At 48.7% G+C, this 15,080-nt stretch carries 16 protein-coding genes; 12 read left to right on the top strand and 4 right to left on the bottom strand.

The features are described from left to right. Window positions 1–11 precede the first annotated feature (11 nt). From RIC19_RS07745 to RIC19_RS25750, 3 genes are read right to left on the bottom strand one after another with little or no spacing between them, the layout of a single operon-like run. Complete coding sequence (locus RIC19_RS07745; protein WP_350177731.1) at window positions 12–479, bottom strand: DUF2231 domain-containing protein; 468 nt, start codon at window positions 477–479, stop codon at window positions 12–14. Window positions 480–515: 36 nt separating this feature from the next. Continuing rightward, window positions 516–854, bottom strand: coding sequence for an HPF/RaiA family ribosome-associated protein (locus tag RIC19_RS07740; protein WP_350177730.1), 339 nt, complete (start codon window positions 852–854; stop codon window positions 516–518). A 13-nt stretch (window positions 855–867) separates the two neighbouring features. Then, window positions 868–1,380, bottom strand: coding sequence for a hypothetical protein (locus RIC19_RS25750; RefSeq protein ID WP_502930827.1), 513 nt, complete (start codon window positions 1,378–1,380; stop codon window positions 868–870). Between the two features lie 431 nt (window positions 1,381–1,811). Between RIC19_RS25750 and RIC19_RS07730 the strand changes: the two genes are divergently transcribed. The 12 genes from RIC19_RS07730 to RIC19_RS07675 all read left to right on the top strand — a co-directional run bounded on the left by RIC19_RS07730 (window position 1,812) and on the right by RIC19_RS07675 (window position 12,330). After that, on the top strand, window positions 1,812–2,066 hold the full coding sequence (locus RIC19_RS07730) for a hypothetical protein (RefSeq protein ID WP_350177729.1): 255 nt from the start codon (window positions 1,812–1,814) through the stop codon (window positions 2,064–2,066). 175 nt (window positions 2,067–2,241) lie between these two features. Further along, the gene (locus tag RIC19_RS07725; RefSeq protein WP_350177728.1) at window positions 2,242–2,739 is read left to right on the top strand and encodes a hypothetical protein; all 498 of its coding nucleotides are present in this window, start codon (window positions 2,242–2,244) and stop codon (window positions 2,737–2,739) included. A 323-nt stretch (window positions 2,740–3,062) separates the two neighbouring features. Further along, a complete protein-coding gene (gene atpD / locus RIC19_RS07720) occupies window positions 3,063–4,520 on the top strand; it encodes a F0F1 ATP synthase subunit beta (protein WP_350177727.1) in 1,458 nt (485 codons plus the stop codon). After that, window positions 4,517–4,909, top strand: coding sequence for a F0F1 ATP synthase subunit epsilon (locus RIC19_RS07715; RefSeq protein ID WP_350177726.1), 393 nt, complete (start codon window positions 4,517–4,519; stop codon window positions 4,907–4,909). Before atpD ends, RIC19_RS07715 begins: the two co-directional genes overlap by 4 nt. Continuing rightward, window positions 4,906–5,220, top strand: a complete 315-nt coding sequence (locus tag RIC19_RS07710; RefSeq protein WP_282777631.1) for an AtpZ/AtpI family protein — start codon at window positions 4,906–4,908, stop codon at window positions 5,218–5,220. The genes RIC19_RS07715 and RIC19_RS07710 overlap by 4 nt, the downstream gene beginning before the upstream one ends. Beyond that, a complete protein-coding gene (locus RIC19_RS07705; protein ID WP_350177725.1) occupies window positions 5,213–5,527 on the top strand; it encodes an N-ATPase subunit AtpR in 315 nt (104 codons plus the stop codon). The genes RIC19_RS07710 and RIC19_RS07705 overlap by 8 nt, the downstream gene beginning before the upstream one ends. Next, window positions 5,517–6,221 carry a F0F1 ATP synthase subunit A gene (locus RIC19_RS07700; RefSeq protein ID WP_282777628.1) on the top strand — a complete coding sequence of 235 codons (705 nt, stop codon included), beginning with the start codon at window positions 5,517–5,519 and terminating at the stop codon, window positions 6,219–6,221. Before RIC19_RS07705 ends, RIC19_RS07700 begins: the two co-directional genes overlap by 11 nt. Continuing rightward, window positions 6,214–6,483, top strand: coding sequence for a F0F1 ATP synthase subunit C (locus RIC19_RS07695; RefSeq protein WP_282777626.1), 270 nt, complete (start codon window positions 6,214–6,216; stop codon window positions 6,481–6,483). The genes RIC19_RS07700 and RIC19_RS07695 overlap by 8 nt, the downstream gene beginning before the upstream one ends. Before the next feature lie 4 nt (window positions 6,484–6,487). Beyond that, on the top strand, window positions 6,488–7,279 hold the full coding sequence (locus tag RIC19_RS07690) for a F0F1 ATP synthase subunit B family protein (protein ID WP_350177724.1): 792 nt from the start codon (window positions 6,488–6,490) through the stop codon (window positions 7,277–7,279). Then, entirely contained in the window at window positions 7,272–8,876 is a 1,605-nt protein-coding gene (locus RIC19_RS07685; protein ID WP_350177723.1) for an alternate F1F0 ATPase, F1 subunit alpha, read from the top strand. The genes RIC19_RS07690 and RIC19_RS07685 overlap by 8 nt, the downstream gene beginning before the upstream one ends. A gap of 14 nt (window positions 8,877–8,890) precedes the next feature. Next, window positions 8,891–11,440 (top strand): cation-translocating P-type ATPase, encoded by a 2,550-nt coding sequence (locus RIC19_RS07680; RefSeq protein ID WP_350177722.1) that lies wholly within the window; start codon window positions 8,891–8,893, stop codon window positions 11,438–11,440. Then, window positions 11,440–12,330: a F0F1 ATP synthase subunit gamma gene (locus RIC19_RS07675; RefSeq protein WP_350177721.1), complete on the top strand. Its 891-nt coding sequence runs from the start codon at window positions 11,440–11,442 to the stop codon at window positions 12,328–12,330. Before RIC19_RS07680 ends, RIC19_RS07675 begins: the two co-directional genes overlap by 1 nt. 47 nt (window positions 12,331–12,377) lie before the next feature. Here the strand turns inward: RIC19_RS07675 and dnaB are convergent, their stop codons facing one another. After that, window positions 12,378–14,924, bottom strand: a complete 2,547-nt coding sequence (dnaB, locus tag RIC19_RS07670) for a replicative DNA helicase (RefSeq protein WP_350177720.1) — start codon at window positions 14,922–14,924, stop codon at window positions 12,378–12,380. Window positions 14,925–15,080: the final 156 nt, after the last annotated feature.

The following is a 15,080-nucleotide window of genomic DNA, read 5'->3' as shown; positions in this document are numbered from 1 at the left end:
TTTAAGAGATGCTATTCTGTGGATTGGTCACTGAAATCAGGGAGTACCAACTCTATTCCTGCACCGTGTTTAAAAACCAATTCTCCACCCAGGTAGCCCGTTCGCGCAACAGCGCCAATCAAGATGGCATAAAACAGGAAGCTCGCCCATTTAGCCCAGGCTTTCTGGTAGTTGAAAAAATACATGGCTCCTCTTGTGAGTGCGGTGATAATAGCCAGCCAAAGGGTCACAAGTGCCGCTTCCTCATGCATGCCCAGTGGTTTTTGAAGCAGGCCATCTGTCATGCCGTCACCGGCATAACTGCCACTCACATAAGCCGCTATAGCACCTAAGGTGCCTAGTATCAGCAGATAAAAGGAAGCATTCCTGAAAAATTGCTTTTTGCTAATCAGTGCAACGAGCTCTGATAAGAAGCCTGCCGTCAATAAGGCTATCGGGAAATGAATAACCATGGCATGCAAATGTGGTGCTGTAATCATGATTAAATGGTGTATTATAGTCCAATAAGTCAGAAACTATAAATTCTGACTTGGCTGACTATGATGATTTTGCATACGCCCAATTGTGGTCTCTAAAGCCGTCTTGAGCATGTCAATAGCTCCTGATACCGCTAGTTCAATAGTGTCTGCCTGACTTGAAACAGCCAGGGGCTGCCTGTCTTTAAGTCGGGCTTCCAGTAAACACCGGAGGTCATTCTCTCCTTCTTTTTTGCCGTTTTCGTCTGAGAGGTGGACTTCTATTCTCGTAATATACGATTGGTACAAATTGAGTTCTTCAACAATTCGAGAAATAAAGAAACTTTGACTTTTTTTATCTCCATTAACAGTCTTGGCTGTATTAGATTGAATCTTCATTGTTCTTTTGTGTTTAACTATTATCTTCTTCCAGGTCATTGTGGTTGTCTCCCCCCAAGCTGTAGTAGTTGTTTTCTTCATCTTCACTTCCCACACTTTCTTGCTGATCATCCAACTCTGATCCCGGAACATCCAAATCATCACCAGACATATCCTCTCTAAAGCTCTTTTCATTCCAGGAACCTACGGCTTCGTTTGGGGCTTTCTCTTTTGAAAGATCACGTGGGTTTATGCCCCTTGCTCTCGTTTCCTGATTGTAGATGTCTTCCGAAGGAGGGTATAATGGATAAGTTGAAGACCTGGGCTTATCTATTGCTGTATTTATACCCTCATGGGTTTTCGAATACCCTTCTAGCAGCGCTGCCAGAGAGTTGTAATACTCTTCCAGGTTGTTACCGTTTATGCCTCCATTATCTACGCTGCTTATGGGGCTTTCAGCAATGTATTTATGTAGCTCGGGAAATTCCTGATGAATCCTGGTGATGATGTTTGTGACACGCTTATTCCATTTGGTGGTTGTTTTCATGTTTGTTTTGATTTTTATCGATGATCACCTGACTACGAGCTTTTGGTCACGAATACCTTGATTTGCAGAATTTTAGGTAGGAATAGCTCCAATGTGCTTTACGTAAAGTGAAAACCATTGTGTTTTCACTTTGGAGTGAAAAACACTGGTAAAGGTCGGCATATTAATAGCCGGAAGCATTACATCATTATTCAGCAGATTTATATAACTCACACATTCATAAACTCTAATCATCCTGCGTTTGGCCCTGATTGTGGGAATAATACAAATCCCTTCAAGAGGTATGTAATGCTTTATCTCTTGAAATACCTGAATTTCATAGTCTGAGATAAACTGCGTTCGTGCAGGGCAATCTATACGGTCGTGTTTCCAGAAGTAATCGATCGGCGCAGGGCGATGTAATATTCACTAACGGAGTAAAACGAACAATCATGATGACTTTCAAAGTATTTGATTTGAGCATTAGCAGCCTGGTATTGAGGTTTTACTTCATGATGGCCGTTATTGTCACTTTAGGGTTTCTGAATCAATGGATACTTGCCACTGTATTGGGATTCCTTGTTGGTATCAGTTTTACAGTAGGTATTAGTGTGCATCTTGCAAAACCAGAGCAGTTAGTCCTCAGTGAACAAAGAGCGAAGCTACGGCTGGTAGACAAAGAAGCCAAAACGCTGCATGCGGCTTAGAGATGCTATGTTAGCCTCTCTTAACGAGTCGGATAAAATGTAGAACTGGTTTTCTCAACTGAATCACCTCCAAACACAATCAAAGAGTAGGAATCGTGTAACTCTTCCCAGGAATTGTGTAAACCTGTTTAGGATAAAAAGGGTAATTTTCAATTGTAATCTACTTAAACAGGTCATGAAGACTTACCATTGGTGCTGGATATTAGTCCTGCTGTCCCTTTTTCCAAATAGCTTATATAACCAAATCAGCGAGTTAATCCCCGATGTCAACGGGGGCACTCACCTCCTTTCGGGTAACCGGATCACCTATCATTGGATCTATATTGATGAAAATGGGCAAACCATTCCTTATTCCCTCTTCATCGATTTTGATACTCCAATGGACAGTATGCAAAAAGCCTACCTGACTAAATTCCATCGAGAGATCAATTTCGCCTACTTCATTAGCGATGATCCATTCAAAGAGATGATTCTGGTTTTGGCCGGAAAACTTCGAGACCTGGCATCGGTCTATTCCATCCCAGAGGCCGAACTGGCGCTTTCTTTTGTTCAGGCTTTACCCTATCAAACCAATATGGGCATCTATCAGCGGCATACTGTCTGCCTGGCGTTACGATTGCGTTTTCCTGAAGTATCCAGGGCACATTGCTGTAGGGGTTTGGGCAGCCCCTGATATCGAAAAGGGCACTTTTTATGCCCACCGTGACCGCCGTTTTTACTACGCAGAAACGACAGGGCCTGGTTCCAAAATTGGTGGGCAGCTACCCTACGGCTGTTATCAAGCTGATATCGAGGAGGTCTTTTTCGATTGAGGACGGGGCAAAAATAGCGACGCCCTTTTTCCGGGCAAACTACCTGTGATATGTGTAACCTTTTACCGGGAAAGTGTAATAGTTTGAACCTAAAAAGTACAAACTTTAAGCTACTTCCTGTTATCCAGTTACGCCGTTGAGGAATGGCTCATTGAGCAAGACCATAAACAAAAACCCTTCTGCAATGGATCGTGAATCGAATGCCGGCAAAGTAACGAGCGTACGCGGAAGTGTAGTAGACATCCGGTTTGAGGGTCATTTGCCGGTGATCAACACCCTGTTACTTACCGGTCAGGAGCAGCAAATAAACGTAGAGGTCTTCACTCAGTTAGATGCGCACCATGTACGCGGCATTGCACTGAACCCTACTCAGGGGTTGGCGCGCGGTATGACCGTAACGTCAACGGGGAAACAACTTTCCGTTCCGGTGGGGAAAAGTATTATGGGACGAATGTTTGATGTGTTCGGAAATACCATTGATCATCAGGAACCGCTATCCGATGTGAAATGGAACTCCATCCACCAATCTCCCCCACCCCTCTCGAGGCGGTCCACCAAGTCAGAAGTTTTTATCACGGGGATCAAAGCCATAGATGTCCTCATCCCCCTGGAACGTGGCGGCAAAGCCGGCTTATTTGGTGGCGCAGGAGTCGGTAAAACGGTTTTACTCACCGAGATGATCCACAATATGGTGGGCCACGACAAAGGAGTGAGCATGTTTTGCGGGATCGGAGAACGGTGCCGGGAAGGCCACGAACTCTACCACGATATGAAAGATGCAGGTGTACTGGAAAACATGGTTTTGTTGTTCGGACAGATGAATGAGCCTCCCGGTGCCCGCTTTCGGGTAGGGCATGCAGCGTTGACGATGGCGGAGTATTTTCGGGACGAAGAGCATCGGGATGTCCTTTTGCTCATCGATAATATTTTCCGTTTTATACAGGCGGGCATGGAAGTTTCGGGATTGATGGGGCAAATGCCCTCACGACTGGGCTATCAACCGACCTTGGAGACCGAATTATCCAAACTCGAAGAACGCATTGCCAATACTAATGCCGGGGCCATCACCTCCATTCAGGCGGTGTACGTACCGGCTGATGATTTGACAGACCCGGCTGCCGTTCACACATTTTCGCACTTATCGGCATCCATTGTACTCTCCAGAAAGAAAGCCAGCGAAGGCCTTTACCCCGCTATTGATTTGTTGGCGTCCAATTCAAAAATGGCCACCCCGGGCATTATCGGTGAAAGGCATTATGAATTGGCTCAGGAAATCCGCAAAACCTTGGCCCACTATGAAGAACTCAAGGACATCATTGCCATGCTGGGGCTGGAGCAATTGTCGGCCGATGACCATCATATTGTCAATCGGGCCAGACGCCTTGAGCGTTTTCTCACGCAGCCTTTTTATGCGACCGAGCAGTTTAGTGGCACCAAGGGAAAAGAGGTGCGTTTAGAAGATGCCCTTGAGGGTTGTGAACGCATCCTTTCTGATGAATTCAAAGAGGTGCCCGAAAGTGCCTTTTACATGATTGGGAACATCAAGGAAGCGCTGGAAAAAGCCCCTGCCAAAGCAGGAAAAGAGGCCGGAGACTTACCAAAGAATGCCGTTTCACCATCCAAAGAACCACTACTCAAATGATGACGATGCAGCTTACCATCTTACTCCCTTTTCGTGTGTTTGAAGACCTCCAAAATGTCAAGCGTATCGTCATGGAGACCCCTGAAGGTGCGTTTGGGCTTTTGCCACAAAGATTGGATTGCGTAGCGGCGCTGGTTCCGGGAATTTTGACTTACGAAACAGAACACGAACATTATATCGCTATTGATGAAGGCGTGATGATCAAAGCAGGGCAGGAAGTAGTGGTGTCGGTGCGTAATGCCATTCGCGGGGCAAGCCTTGAGGAATTGCACCAAGCGGTTGAGACCGCATTCAAGCAGCTGGATGAAAGCGAAAAAAACAGGCGCTCCGTGATGGCCAGGATGGAGAGTGGGTTCCTGTTAAGCCTGGATAAATTTCGTGACCAATGAACCCCATCGATAAAAAGCATCAAGAAGTGTTGCGGCAGGTCAGCGATAAGGCCCGGAGAAAACGGCATGCCCAACGCGAGGAGCATCAGAGTGTTTGGGGCGGATTGGGGATGTTTGGGCTAATTGGCTGGTCTGTTGTTGTCCCTACACTGGCCGGAGCCGGATTGGGTATCTGGTTAGATCAGCATCACCCCCAGTCCTTCTCCTGGACGCTGAGTTTATTAATTCTCGGTTTGTTTGCCGGTTGCCTGTTAGCCTGGCAATGGGTCAACAAAGAACATGACGAGATCAATAAGGAAGACGATGAATGAATTACTTTTTATGACCGTCGCCTTTATCACAGGAGGCATATTGGGCATCCTCTTTTTCGGAGGCCTTTGGTTGACCGTGAGGAAGGCAGTAGCGTCGAAAACACCTGCCTGGTGGTTTTTGGGCAGTTTGATCCTCCGCATCGGAGCCGTATTAGCAGGTTTTTACCTGATCATGCAGCGGGGCAGTTGGCTGATTGGCCTCCTTTGCCTGCTTGGCTTTATTATCGCGCGGGTTATTGTCCTTCGCCTGACCAGGGATTATGAATCTGCCCAACTGGACATAAAAGAAGCTCATTATGAATCTTAGCCCGGACGAAACCGTTTTTTGGGAGCATGGCTTTTTCTCCATCAACCTCACGCTGGTTACTACGTGGGCGATTATGCTGCTCCTGGTTATTGCGGCGATGCTGATCACGCGGCGGCTAAAAACAGAGGTGCGGATTTCCCGCTGGCAAAGTTTCCTTGAGATCCTGGTGACAGGCATCAATCAACAAATTAAGGAAGTTGGATTAAAGCACCCGGAACATTATATCGGGTTTATAGGGACCTTGTTTTTATTCATTGCTACGTCCAATCTCTTGATCATTTTACCTTGGTATGAGCCTCCAACCGGCTCCCTCTCGACCACTGCGGCACTGGCCATTTCTGTTCTTTTTGCTGTGCCCTTTTTTGGGATTCAGCAAAGCGGCTTCGCAGGCTATCTAAGGTCTTATATCAAGCCTTCCATCATTATGCTCCCTTTCAACCTCATCGGGGAGGTTTCCCGCACCCTCGCCCTAATGATCCGCCTCTTTGGCAACATCATGAGCGGCGGCTTGATTGTCGCCGTCTTACTAAGTATAGCCCCGTTTTTATTTCCCGTTGTCATGACGGCTTTGGGCTTGTTAACGGGCATGGTACAAGCCTATATTTTCAGCATTTTGGCAACAGTATACATTGCCGCAGCCATACAGGAAAGCAAGAGAACAAAAACGAAACTAAAGCAAATTCACCATGGATAGTACAACAGTTATAGCCATCGTCTCCGTTATTACCGCCGGTTTCACCACGGGGATAGGGTGCATGTTCCCGGCACTAAGCGAAGGCAAAGCGGTCGCCTCTGCCCTGCAATCTGTAGCGCAGCAACCCGATGCCGCACCGACCATCACGAGGACCCTGTTTGTCGGGTTGGCCATGATCGAATCCACTGCCATTTATTGTTTTGTAGTCTCGATGATTCTCATTTTTGCCAATCCATTCTGGAATTTCATCATCGCCAATTAGTGTCATGGAAATCAATTGGTTTACCGTCATTGCGCAGGTCATTAACTTCTTCATCCTGGTGTGGTTGCTAAAGCGCTTCCTGTATAAGCCTATCCTGAACGCGATAGACGAACGGGAGCGCAAAATTGCCGCGCAATTGAAAGCGGCTGAAACAACAAAAGCCGAGGCAGAAAAAGAACAGGAAGTGTTTGAGCAAAAGAACCTTTCCTTCGACCAGAAAAAGGAGAAGCTCATGGCAGAAGCCGTTGCCGCAGCCACCGAAGCGCGACAGGAATTGCTTGAACAGGCGCGCGCCGAATCGGAAAAACTGGCAGCAAAACTGGTCACGGCAGCAACAGCGCAACAACACAATGAGCAAAAGGCTTACCAGCAAAAGATTCAGCAAGCGGTTTTTGCCATAGTACGCAAAACCCTCGCCGATTTGGCTGCGGTAGGTTTGGAAGAACAATTGACCAAAGCTTTTATCAAGCGTCTCAAAACCCCAAAAGAGGAGGAATTGAAGCCATTGAAAGCGGCATTTACCGGGTCATCAGCCCCCTTATTGGTGCGCAGTGCTATAGCCCTTCCTGAAAAACAACAGCAAGTACTAAAGCAATCCATTGATGAAGTGCTGACTGCCGATACGGCCTTAACCTTTGAGGTTACCCCGGCGCTAATCGGGGGGATAGAACTGAGTACGCATGAGTATAAACTTGCCTGGAGTATTTCTGAATACCTCCGCGCATTTGAGGAAACCATTTTCCTGCCGGACAATGCAAAACCGATCCCTTCAGAATCTAAAAAACAACATGCCTGACTCCAATACCGATCATCGTAGCCCTGATGTTTTTCATCAATTGCAGGAGGCCCGGGAAAAGTACAACTTCCCCTTTGTACCTCGTGAGACTGGTTATGTAACGAGCGTCTCCTCAGGTATTGCAACCGTGTCCGGTTTGCCGGGAGTAGGCTTTGAGGAGTTGTTGAAATTCTCAGAAAACATCTTTGGCATTGCCTACAACATAGATGAAACAGAAATAGGCGTCATCCTACTGGGAGCAGATGCAGCGCTGAATGTGGGAGCAGAAGTGGAGCGCACCCACCGGGTAATGGATATTCCGGTAGGTGATTCATTAATGGGGCGTGTCATCAACCCTTTGGGTGAGCCGGAAGACGGGGGTGCCCCCATCGTCTCTCAGCAGCGGCTGCCCATCGAACGCACGGCCACGGCTATTATGGACCGGGCACCGGTTGCGGTACCGTTACAAACCGGCATAAAAGTCATTGATGCTTTAATCCCGATTGGCCGCGGCCAACGGGAGCTGATTTTAGGGGATCGCCAAACCGGCAAAACCGCCATTGCCGTTGATGCCATCATCAATCAGGGTGACAAAAACGTACTTTGTGTGTATTGTGCCATCGGGCAACGGTCATCAAGCGTGGCCAAGGTGATCGCAAACCTGAAAGAAAAGGGTGCTATGGCCTATACGGTCGTCGTCGTTACGGAAGGGAATGACCCACCGGGATTGAAATACATTGCCCCCTACGCGGCTACCAGTATTGCGGAATATTTTATGGAACAGGGCCATGACGTGCTCATTGTTTATGATGACCTCACGCACCATGCCCGTGCTTATCGGGAGTTGTCCCTGTTGCTCAGAAGACCGCCGGGACGGGAAGCCTTCCCGGGTGATATTTTTTATATCCACTCCCGGCTGCTGGAACGATCTACGCATCTGAGCGATAAACTGGGAGGCGGGTCACTGACGGCACTGCCGATCATTGAAACCGAGGCGCAGAATATATCAGCCTATATTCCTACCAACCTTATCTCGATTACCGATGGGCAGATTTACCTTTCCCCCAAGTTATTCGAACTGGGCATTTTGCCGGCAGTAGATGTGGGCAAATCCGTTTCCCGCGTAGGCGGAAAAGCGCAGTTGCCAGGCTATCGTTCTGTAACCGGAAACCTGAAGCTGGCTTATGCTCAATTTGAAGAGTTAGAAAATTATGCCCGCTTTGGTACACGGCTGGATGAGCACACCCGGAAGACTATCGGGCACGGGAAACGGATCCGCAACTGGCTGATTCAGCACCAACTCCATGCTTTTTCGGTCGCCGAACAGATTGTGGTGTTGTTAGCCCTGACCGAAGAATGCTTTGACACGATTCCGATTGCGGTGTTTCAGGAAGCCGAAGCCGCTTTACTGGACGCATGCACCGCGCTCCCTGCGGATGCTCTAAAACGGTTGTTTTCAGATCAACCCCTAAGTGAAGCTGATAAGGACGCCATTCTGACTCTGGCAAAACATGCGCTTTCGCCTTTTGAAAAGGCAGCGATGGAAGGTGAAACCATAGAAAAGGAAGGAAGTGGCGAAAGTGATAACAATACGCCCAAACCTGCTACAGTAAGCTAAAAGACACCTCGGCCATGCAATTAGACCAATTCGATATTCAAGGGTTAAGCAGCGAGCAGGTCCGCCTGGCGAGGGAGAAGTTTGGGGAAAACACCTTGAAGTACAAACAGGAAAACAGTGTATTGGATGCCTTGAAAAAATTGGCCAAAGAGCCCATGATTCTCTTGCTGTTGGTTGCCGCTCTGATTTATTTTGTGAGCGGAAAAACAGGGGATGGGATCTTTCTTGCATCGGCAATTATTGTTGTTTCGGCAATTTCCCTGTTCCAGGATTCCAGAAGCCGCAATGCCTTGCAAAAGCTAAAAAACCTGACGCAGCCCAACTGTAAGGTGGTTAGAAATGGCGAGGTCGTAGAAATAAAAAGTGAAGAACTGGTCGTTGGGGACAGTTTGATCGTGGAAGAAGGAACTTCCATTACCGCCGACGGAATCATTGTACATTCCAACGATTTCTCGGTCAACGAATCTATTCTTACCGGGGAATCCTTATCGGTCTTTAAAGACAAAGAAAAAGAAGACCCCTTTATTTACAAAGGCACCACAGTCAGCAGTGGGCTCGCTATTGCGACGATTACCAGTATCGGTAACGAAACGAAACTAGGCAAAATTGGTGAAAGCCTGGAAAGCATTAAAGAAGAAAAAACACCCTTAGAAATACAAATAAGCAGTTTCGTAAAAAACCTGGTCATTGCGGGCACAATAGTTTTCCTGGTGGTTTGGGCGATCAACTATTTCCACTCTTACGATCTGCTGGACAGTTTGCTGAAGGCGCTCACGTTGGCGATGAGTATTTTGCCGGAAGAAGTGCCCATGGCCTTCAGTGCCTTTATGGCAATAGGTGCATGGCGGTTAATGAAAATGGGGATTTTGGTAAAGCAAATGAAAACGGTCGAGACATTAGGAAGTGCCACCGTCATCTGTACCGATAAAACAGGGACCATTACCGAGAACAGGATGAGTTTGGCAAAGCTCTTTACCCACTCTACCCAAAATATTTCCAGCCCCGACGTAGCGTTGGCAGCCGATGAAAAACAACTCATCACAACAGCGATGTGGGCCAGTGAACCTATACCTTTTGATCCTATGGAAATCGCCGTGCACGATGCCTACGTCAACCTCGGGCTGAAGGATGAGCGGCCGGATTTCAAGATGGTCCATGAATACCCCCTGCAGGGCAAACCGCCAATGATGACCCATGTTTTTAAAAACAACTCGGGCAAAAGGATCATTGCGGCTAAAGGAGCGCCGGAAGCATTGATGGAGGTTTGCAAGTTGACGGCCGCAGAAAGGCAGCAGGTTGAGCAAGCCATCCAAACCATAACCATTGAAGGCTACCGGGTTTTAGGTGTTGGTGAAAGTGATTTCGAGGGGAGTGAGTTCCCCGGTACGCAACAAGAGCTCCCTTTTGTATTTAAAGGGTTAGTCGGCTTCTACGATCCTCCCAAGCAGAATATCAACAAGGTCCTGGAAGACTTTTACCAGGCTGGGATTGCCGTGAAGATTATCACCGGCGACAATGCGGAAACCACCACCGCTATTGCCCGGAAGATTGATTTCAAAGGGCTGGAGCAAAGCTTAACGGGGGATGAATTGATGCAGTTATCGGATACGGAATTAAACGAAAAAGTCAACGAGACGAACATCTTTACCCGGATGTTCCCCGAAGCCAAACTCAGAATCATTAATGCCTTAAAAGCCAATAACCAAATTGTGGCGATGACCGGCGATGGCGTAAACGACGGGCCGGCGCTGAAAGCCGCACACATTGGTGTTGCGATGGGGAAAAAAGGCACAGAAATAGCCAAACAAGCCGCCTCTTTGATCTTATTGGAAGATGATTTATCCAAAATGGTGGATGCCGTGGCCATGGGCAGAAGGATCTATACCAACCTCAAAAAAGCCATTCAATACATCATATCCATTCACATCCCCATTATCCTTACCGTTTTCATCCCTTTGACATTAGGGTGGGTTTACCCCAATATATTTTCTCCGGTGCATATCATTTTCCTGGAGCTCATCATGGGGCCCACCTGCTCTATCGTTTTTGAAAATGAACCCATGGAAAAAAATATAATGCTTCAAAAACCAAGGCCCCTAACGACTACTTTTTTCAATTGGAAGGAATTGACGACCAGTATTATCCAAGGGTTAGCCATCACTGCCGGAGCGCTGTTCGTTTATCAATATTCCGTTGCTCTGGCACTTGACGAAGCCCTGACCCGAACCCTCGTATTCCTGGTTTTGATAACGGCTAATATTTTCCTGACGCTGGTCAATCGCTCTTTTTACTATTCCGTTTTCACTACGATGCGGTATAAAAACAACTTGGTATTTCTTGTTATTGCTATTACCGCTACGATTACCGGGCTCCTGCTGTTTGTTCCACCCTTAACGGCATTTTTTGGATTTGAACGAGTCAATGCCGCACAGTTTTTCACGAGTGCAGCGATAGGCTTTATCTCCGTTATGTGGTATGAACTGGTAAAAATCAGAACCCGGCGAAAAAGCAAGATCAACGGGTCAGCCCATCGCTATTCTGATCACAAAAACAATCTATCCTGATGGAAACCCTGGCTCATATACAGCAGAAACTAGCGGGTGCAGAAGACTTGAAATCAGTCGTTCGCACCATGAAAGCCATGGCCGCTGCCAATATCGGGCAATATGAACTAGCGGTTCGTGCGCTGGGCAAGTACCACCGGACGATTGCGCTGGGTATACATGCCTGTTTCAGCGAAAAGCCAACAAGTGTTTTCCCACACAAAAGGGCCGGACGGACCAGGAAAGCCCCCTTGCACTGTGCCGTCGTTTTTGGTTCAGATCAGGGGCTTGTGGGCCAGTTTAATGACACGCTTGCCGATTTTGCAGCTGCCTACCTTGCTGATTTACCAGGGGATAAAGAATTTTGGGTGGTGGGTGAGCGCATGCGGTTGCGATTGCTGGATATGGGGTTCCATCCCACTAAAAACTTCCCACTGCAAGGTGTGGTCGAGGGGATCACACCCCTGGTAAGCCAAATCCTCATCAACAGTGAAGAAGAGGTTCAAAGCGGACGTTTTAATGGAGTTTACGTTTTTAATAATCAGCCTAAAACCGGAGTAGGTTATACCTCCGTAGTGGAGCGGTTATTGCCTCTCGATGAACAATGGAAGCAACGTTTTTTAGCGCTGGAATGGCCCACAACACTCCTTCCCCAGGTAGCTGGCAGTAGGACAGGTACACTGTTGGCGCTCCTCCATGAATACCTTTTTGCCTCCCTTTTCAAGGCCTGTGCAGCATCTTTGGCGAGCGAAAATGCCAGCCGGCTGACTGCGATGCAACGCGCAGAGAAAAATATTGAAGAATTATTAGACCATCTGAATCATCAATTTCATCAACTGCGGCAAGGCCTCATTGACGAAGAGTTATTCGATGTCATCTCGGGTTTTGAGGCGCTGAAAAAGCGTAGGTAACGAGCCGTATCAAAACGAGGCTTGTGCGAATCCATACCTTGCCTGCCCTAAAACGGAATGTCCTCATCATCATTCATCTTAGAAGGCCGGGTGATGATGTTGGGCGCCTGTGGGTCCCCAAAGGTATCCCCGGGCAGGTCGCCAAAGTCGGGGTCATCGAGGTCGGAAAAGCGCGCGAACTCGGCTTCAAAGCGCATGCGGACGGTCTCCAGGGCACCGTGACGGTGTTTGGCGACAATCAGCTCGGCTACGTTTTTGAGGGACATGCCTTCCTCGTCTTCTAGAATATCATAGTATTCTGGTCTATATATAAACGCCACAATATCAGCATCTTGCTCTATACTTCCGCTCTCACGCAAATCCGACAGCTGCGGCCGCTTCGTCCCCCCACGGGTCTCCACCGCCCGGCTCAGCTGAGAAAGTGCGATGACCGGCACGTTAAGCTCTTTTGCCAGCCCTTTGAGGGCACGGGAGATGGCACTTACCTCCTGTTCCCGGTTGCCGCGCTGATTGTCCCCGCCACCACTCATGAGCTGCAGGTAGTCGATCACAATGAGGTCAATATCGTATTGCATCTTCAGGCGGCGGCACTTCGCCCGCAGTTCAAAGATGTTGATGCCCGGCGTGTCGTCAATGTAGATAGGGACTTCACTAACGCGCTCCAGGGCGGCATTGAGCTGTTCCCATTCGTAGTCTTCCAGTTGGCCGTTACGCATCTTCATGCCCGATATTTCCGCCTCCATGGCAATAATCCGCTGAGCGAGCTGCAGAGACGACATTTCCAGCGAGAAGAAAGCAACGCCTTTTTTGAAGGTCATAGCAGCATTGCGGGCCAGAGACAGGGTGAAGGCGGTATTGTGCGTGACGGTCATATCTTCCAGCAGAAAGCGCCGGTTGCCGTCAATTTCGAAACCGTAATAATCATCTACTTTATCGTACTCCACCTGAATACCGGTGACTTGCCAGTTGACCAGGCTCTTCCACGGGGCGGCTTGTTTGCGTTCCACTTTGACCGGTACTTCATCCAGGTTGCCATAAATCCGGAGCCGGTAAACGGTTGATTCGTAGCCAATGCTGCTGATAACGACCTGCTTGGGCGTAAAGCTGACCCGGTAGCCAAGGCTATCGCAGAGGAATTTGATTTGGCGGGCCAGCGCTTCATTATTTTGGGTGATTTCATACCCATTGGACTGCACGAGGTAGTGCCCGTTGCTGTCAATCAGCCCGGCCAGCAACTCAAGCCGCTTTTGACGGCTATTGATAAGGTAGGCTTGAGGAATATGTTTGTTTTGCAGTACCTCCATTTCCCGGAGTACGCCCTGAATACTGTACCCATGCTGGCCTTCTGCCCGGTTGCTGATCCGGTGTTCCGGGCATTTTCCTTCCTGCTTGTAAGTGACCAGCTCCAGCCCTTTAGCCTGAGCCAGTTCCTCCAGATAGGTAACCACCTCCTCATCCTGATTGATGATGTTGCTTTTGTAGGAAGACCCATCACCCAGCCAAAGCCCCAGAAAGTAGGGGGGGAGTGGAACCGCCTGTTCCGGAAAGTCGACCGCAACTTTATAGCCCTTGTAAATGCTCTTGAATTTAGCGGACTTCGCCAGATATTCCCTGACAGAAATATCAAGAATGCTGCCACGCTCCCCCTTACCTTCCTGACGGCTCTTCTTGAGGGAAAGGATATGACTTTCGTTCACCCGGTAATCCTTGCCCTTGTTTTGCCGAATCCAGTACATCCGCTCCCGCCCTCTGGCAATTGTCAGGACGCGCCTTGGGGTAGAATCATCGCCCATGAGCAGGTCGCCGGGCACTACGTTTTCTACTTTTTTTAGGCTGCCATCGTGCATCAGTACCTTAGTGCCTTTGCCCAGGCATTTTCCCATGCCCGGCCGCGCCGCCAAAATAATCAAATCCGACCGCTGCAGGCCGGACGTCAGGCGGTCAAGGTCGGTAAAGCCAGAGGGCACTCCGGTCAGGCCGTCTTCTTTTTTGCGCAGCTCTTCCATTTGCTTCTGCGCTTTAGCAGCCAGGGAGGACATGCTCTCCACACCCCGGCTCATATTCTGCTGGGCAATGGCAAAGAGCCCCTGTTCGGCATCGTCGAGCAGTTCAAATACATCGGTGGAGTCCTGGTAGGCATCCGTGATGATCTTGGTGGATACGGTGATGAGCTCCCGCTGCACATATTTTTGGGCGATGAGCCGGGCGTGGTATTCGATATTGGCGGCTGAAGCGACTTTATTGGTCAGCTCTATCAGGTAGTAGGGGCCACCGGAGGGTTCCAGGTCATCGGTTTTTTTGAGCTCTTCGGTGACCGTGAGCAGGTCAACAGGCTGCGACTTTTCAAAGAGGCGCATCATGGCCTTGTAAATCAGCTGATGGGCGTCGAGGTAAAAACTGTCGGCCCGGAGGATATCGACCACCACGGTTAGGGCTTCCTTGTCGAGCATGATGGCGCCCAGTACGGCCTCTTCCAAAGGGATTGCCTGTGGCTGTACCTTCCCAAACACGAAGTTGGAGAGGTCTTCCTTTTTCTGCTGGCCACCCTTTCGGTAAGCTGGCTTATTGCTGTCCTGGTATTTGTCGCCCGCCATAATTGATGCTCTGTTTTTGCAGCCTGTAAAGCTAAGGTATTCCGTTCAGAAACGGGTCGAGGGGCTTTCAATTATTGCTAAGGCCGGGTGTGGATAACCGGGTGTCAGGTGTGGAATACGCAACTGGTTGTTTACCGGGAAGGAAGATCATTCCGG

It is taken from the genome of Phaeodactylibacter sp. (genome assembly GCF_040219495.1).
Classification (GTDB): Bacteria; Bacteroidota; Bacteroidia; order Chitinophagales; family Saprospiraceae; genus Phaeodactylibacter.
The sequence above is the reverse complement of the archived record's forward strand: the minus strand, read 5'-3'. Positions and strand labels throughout refer to the sequence as shown.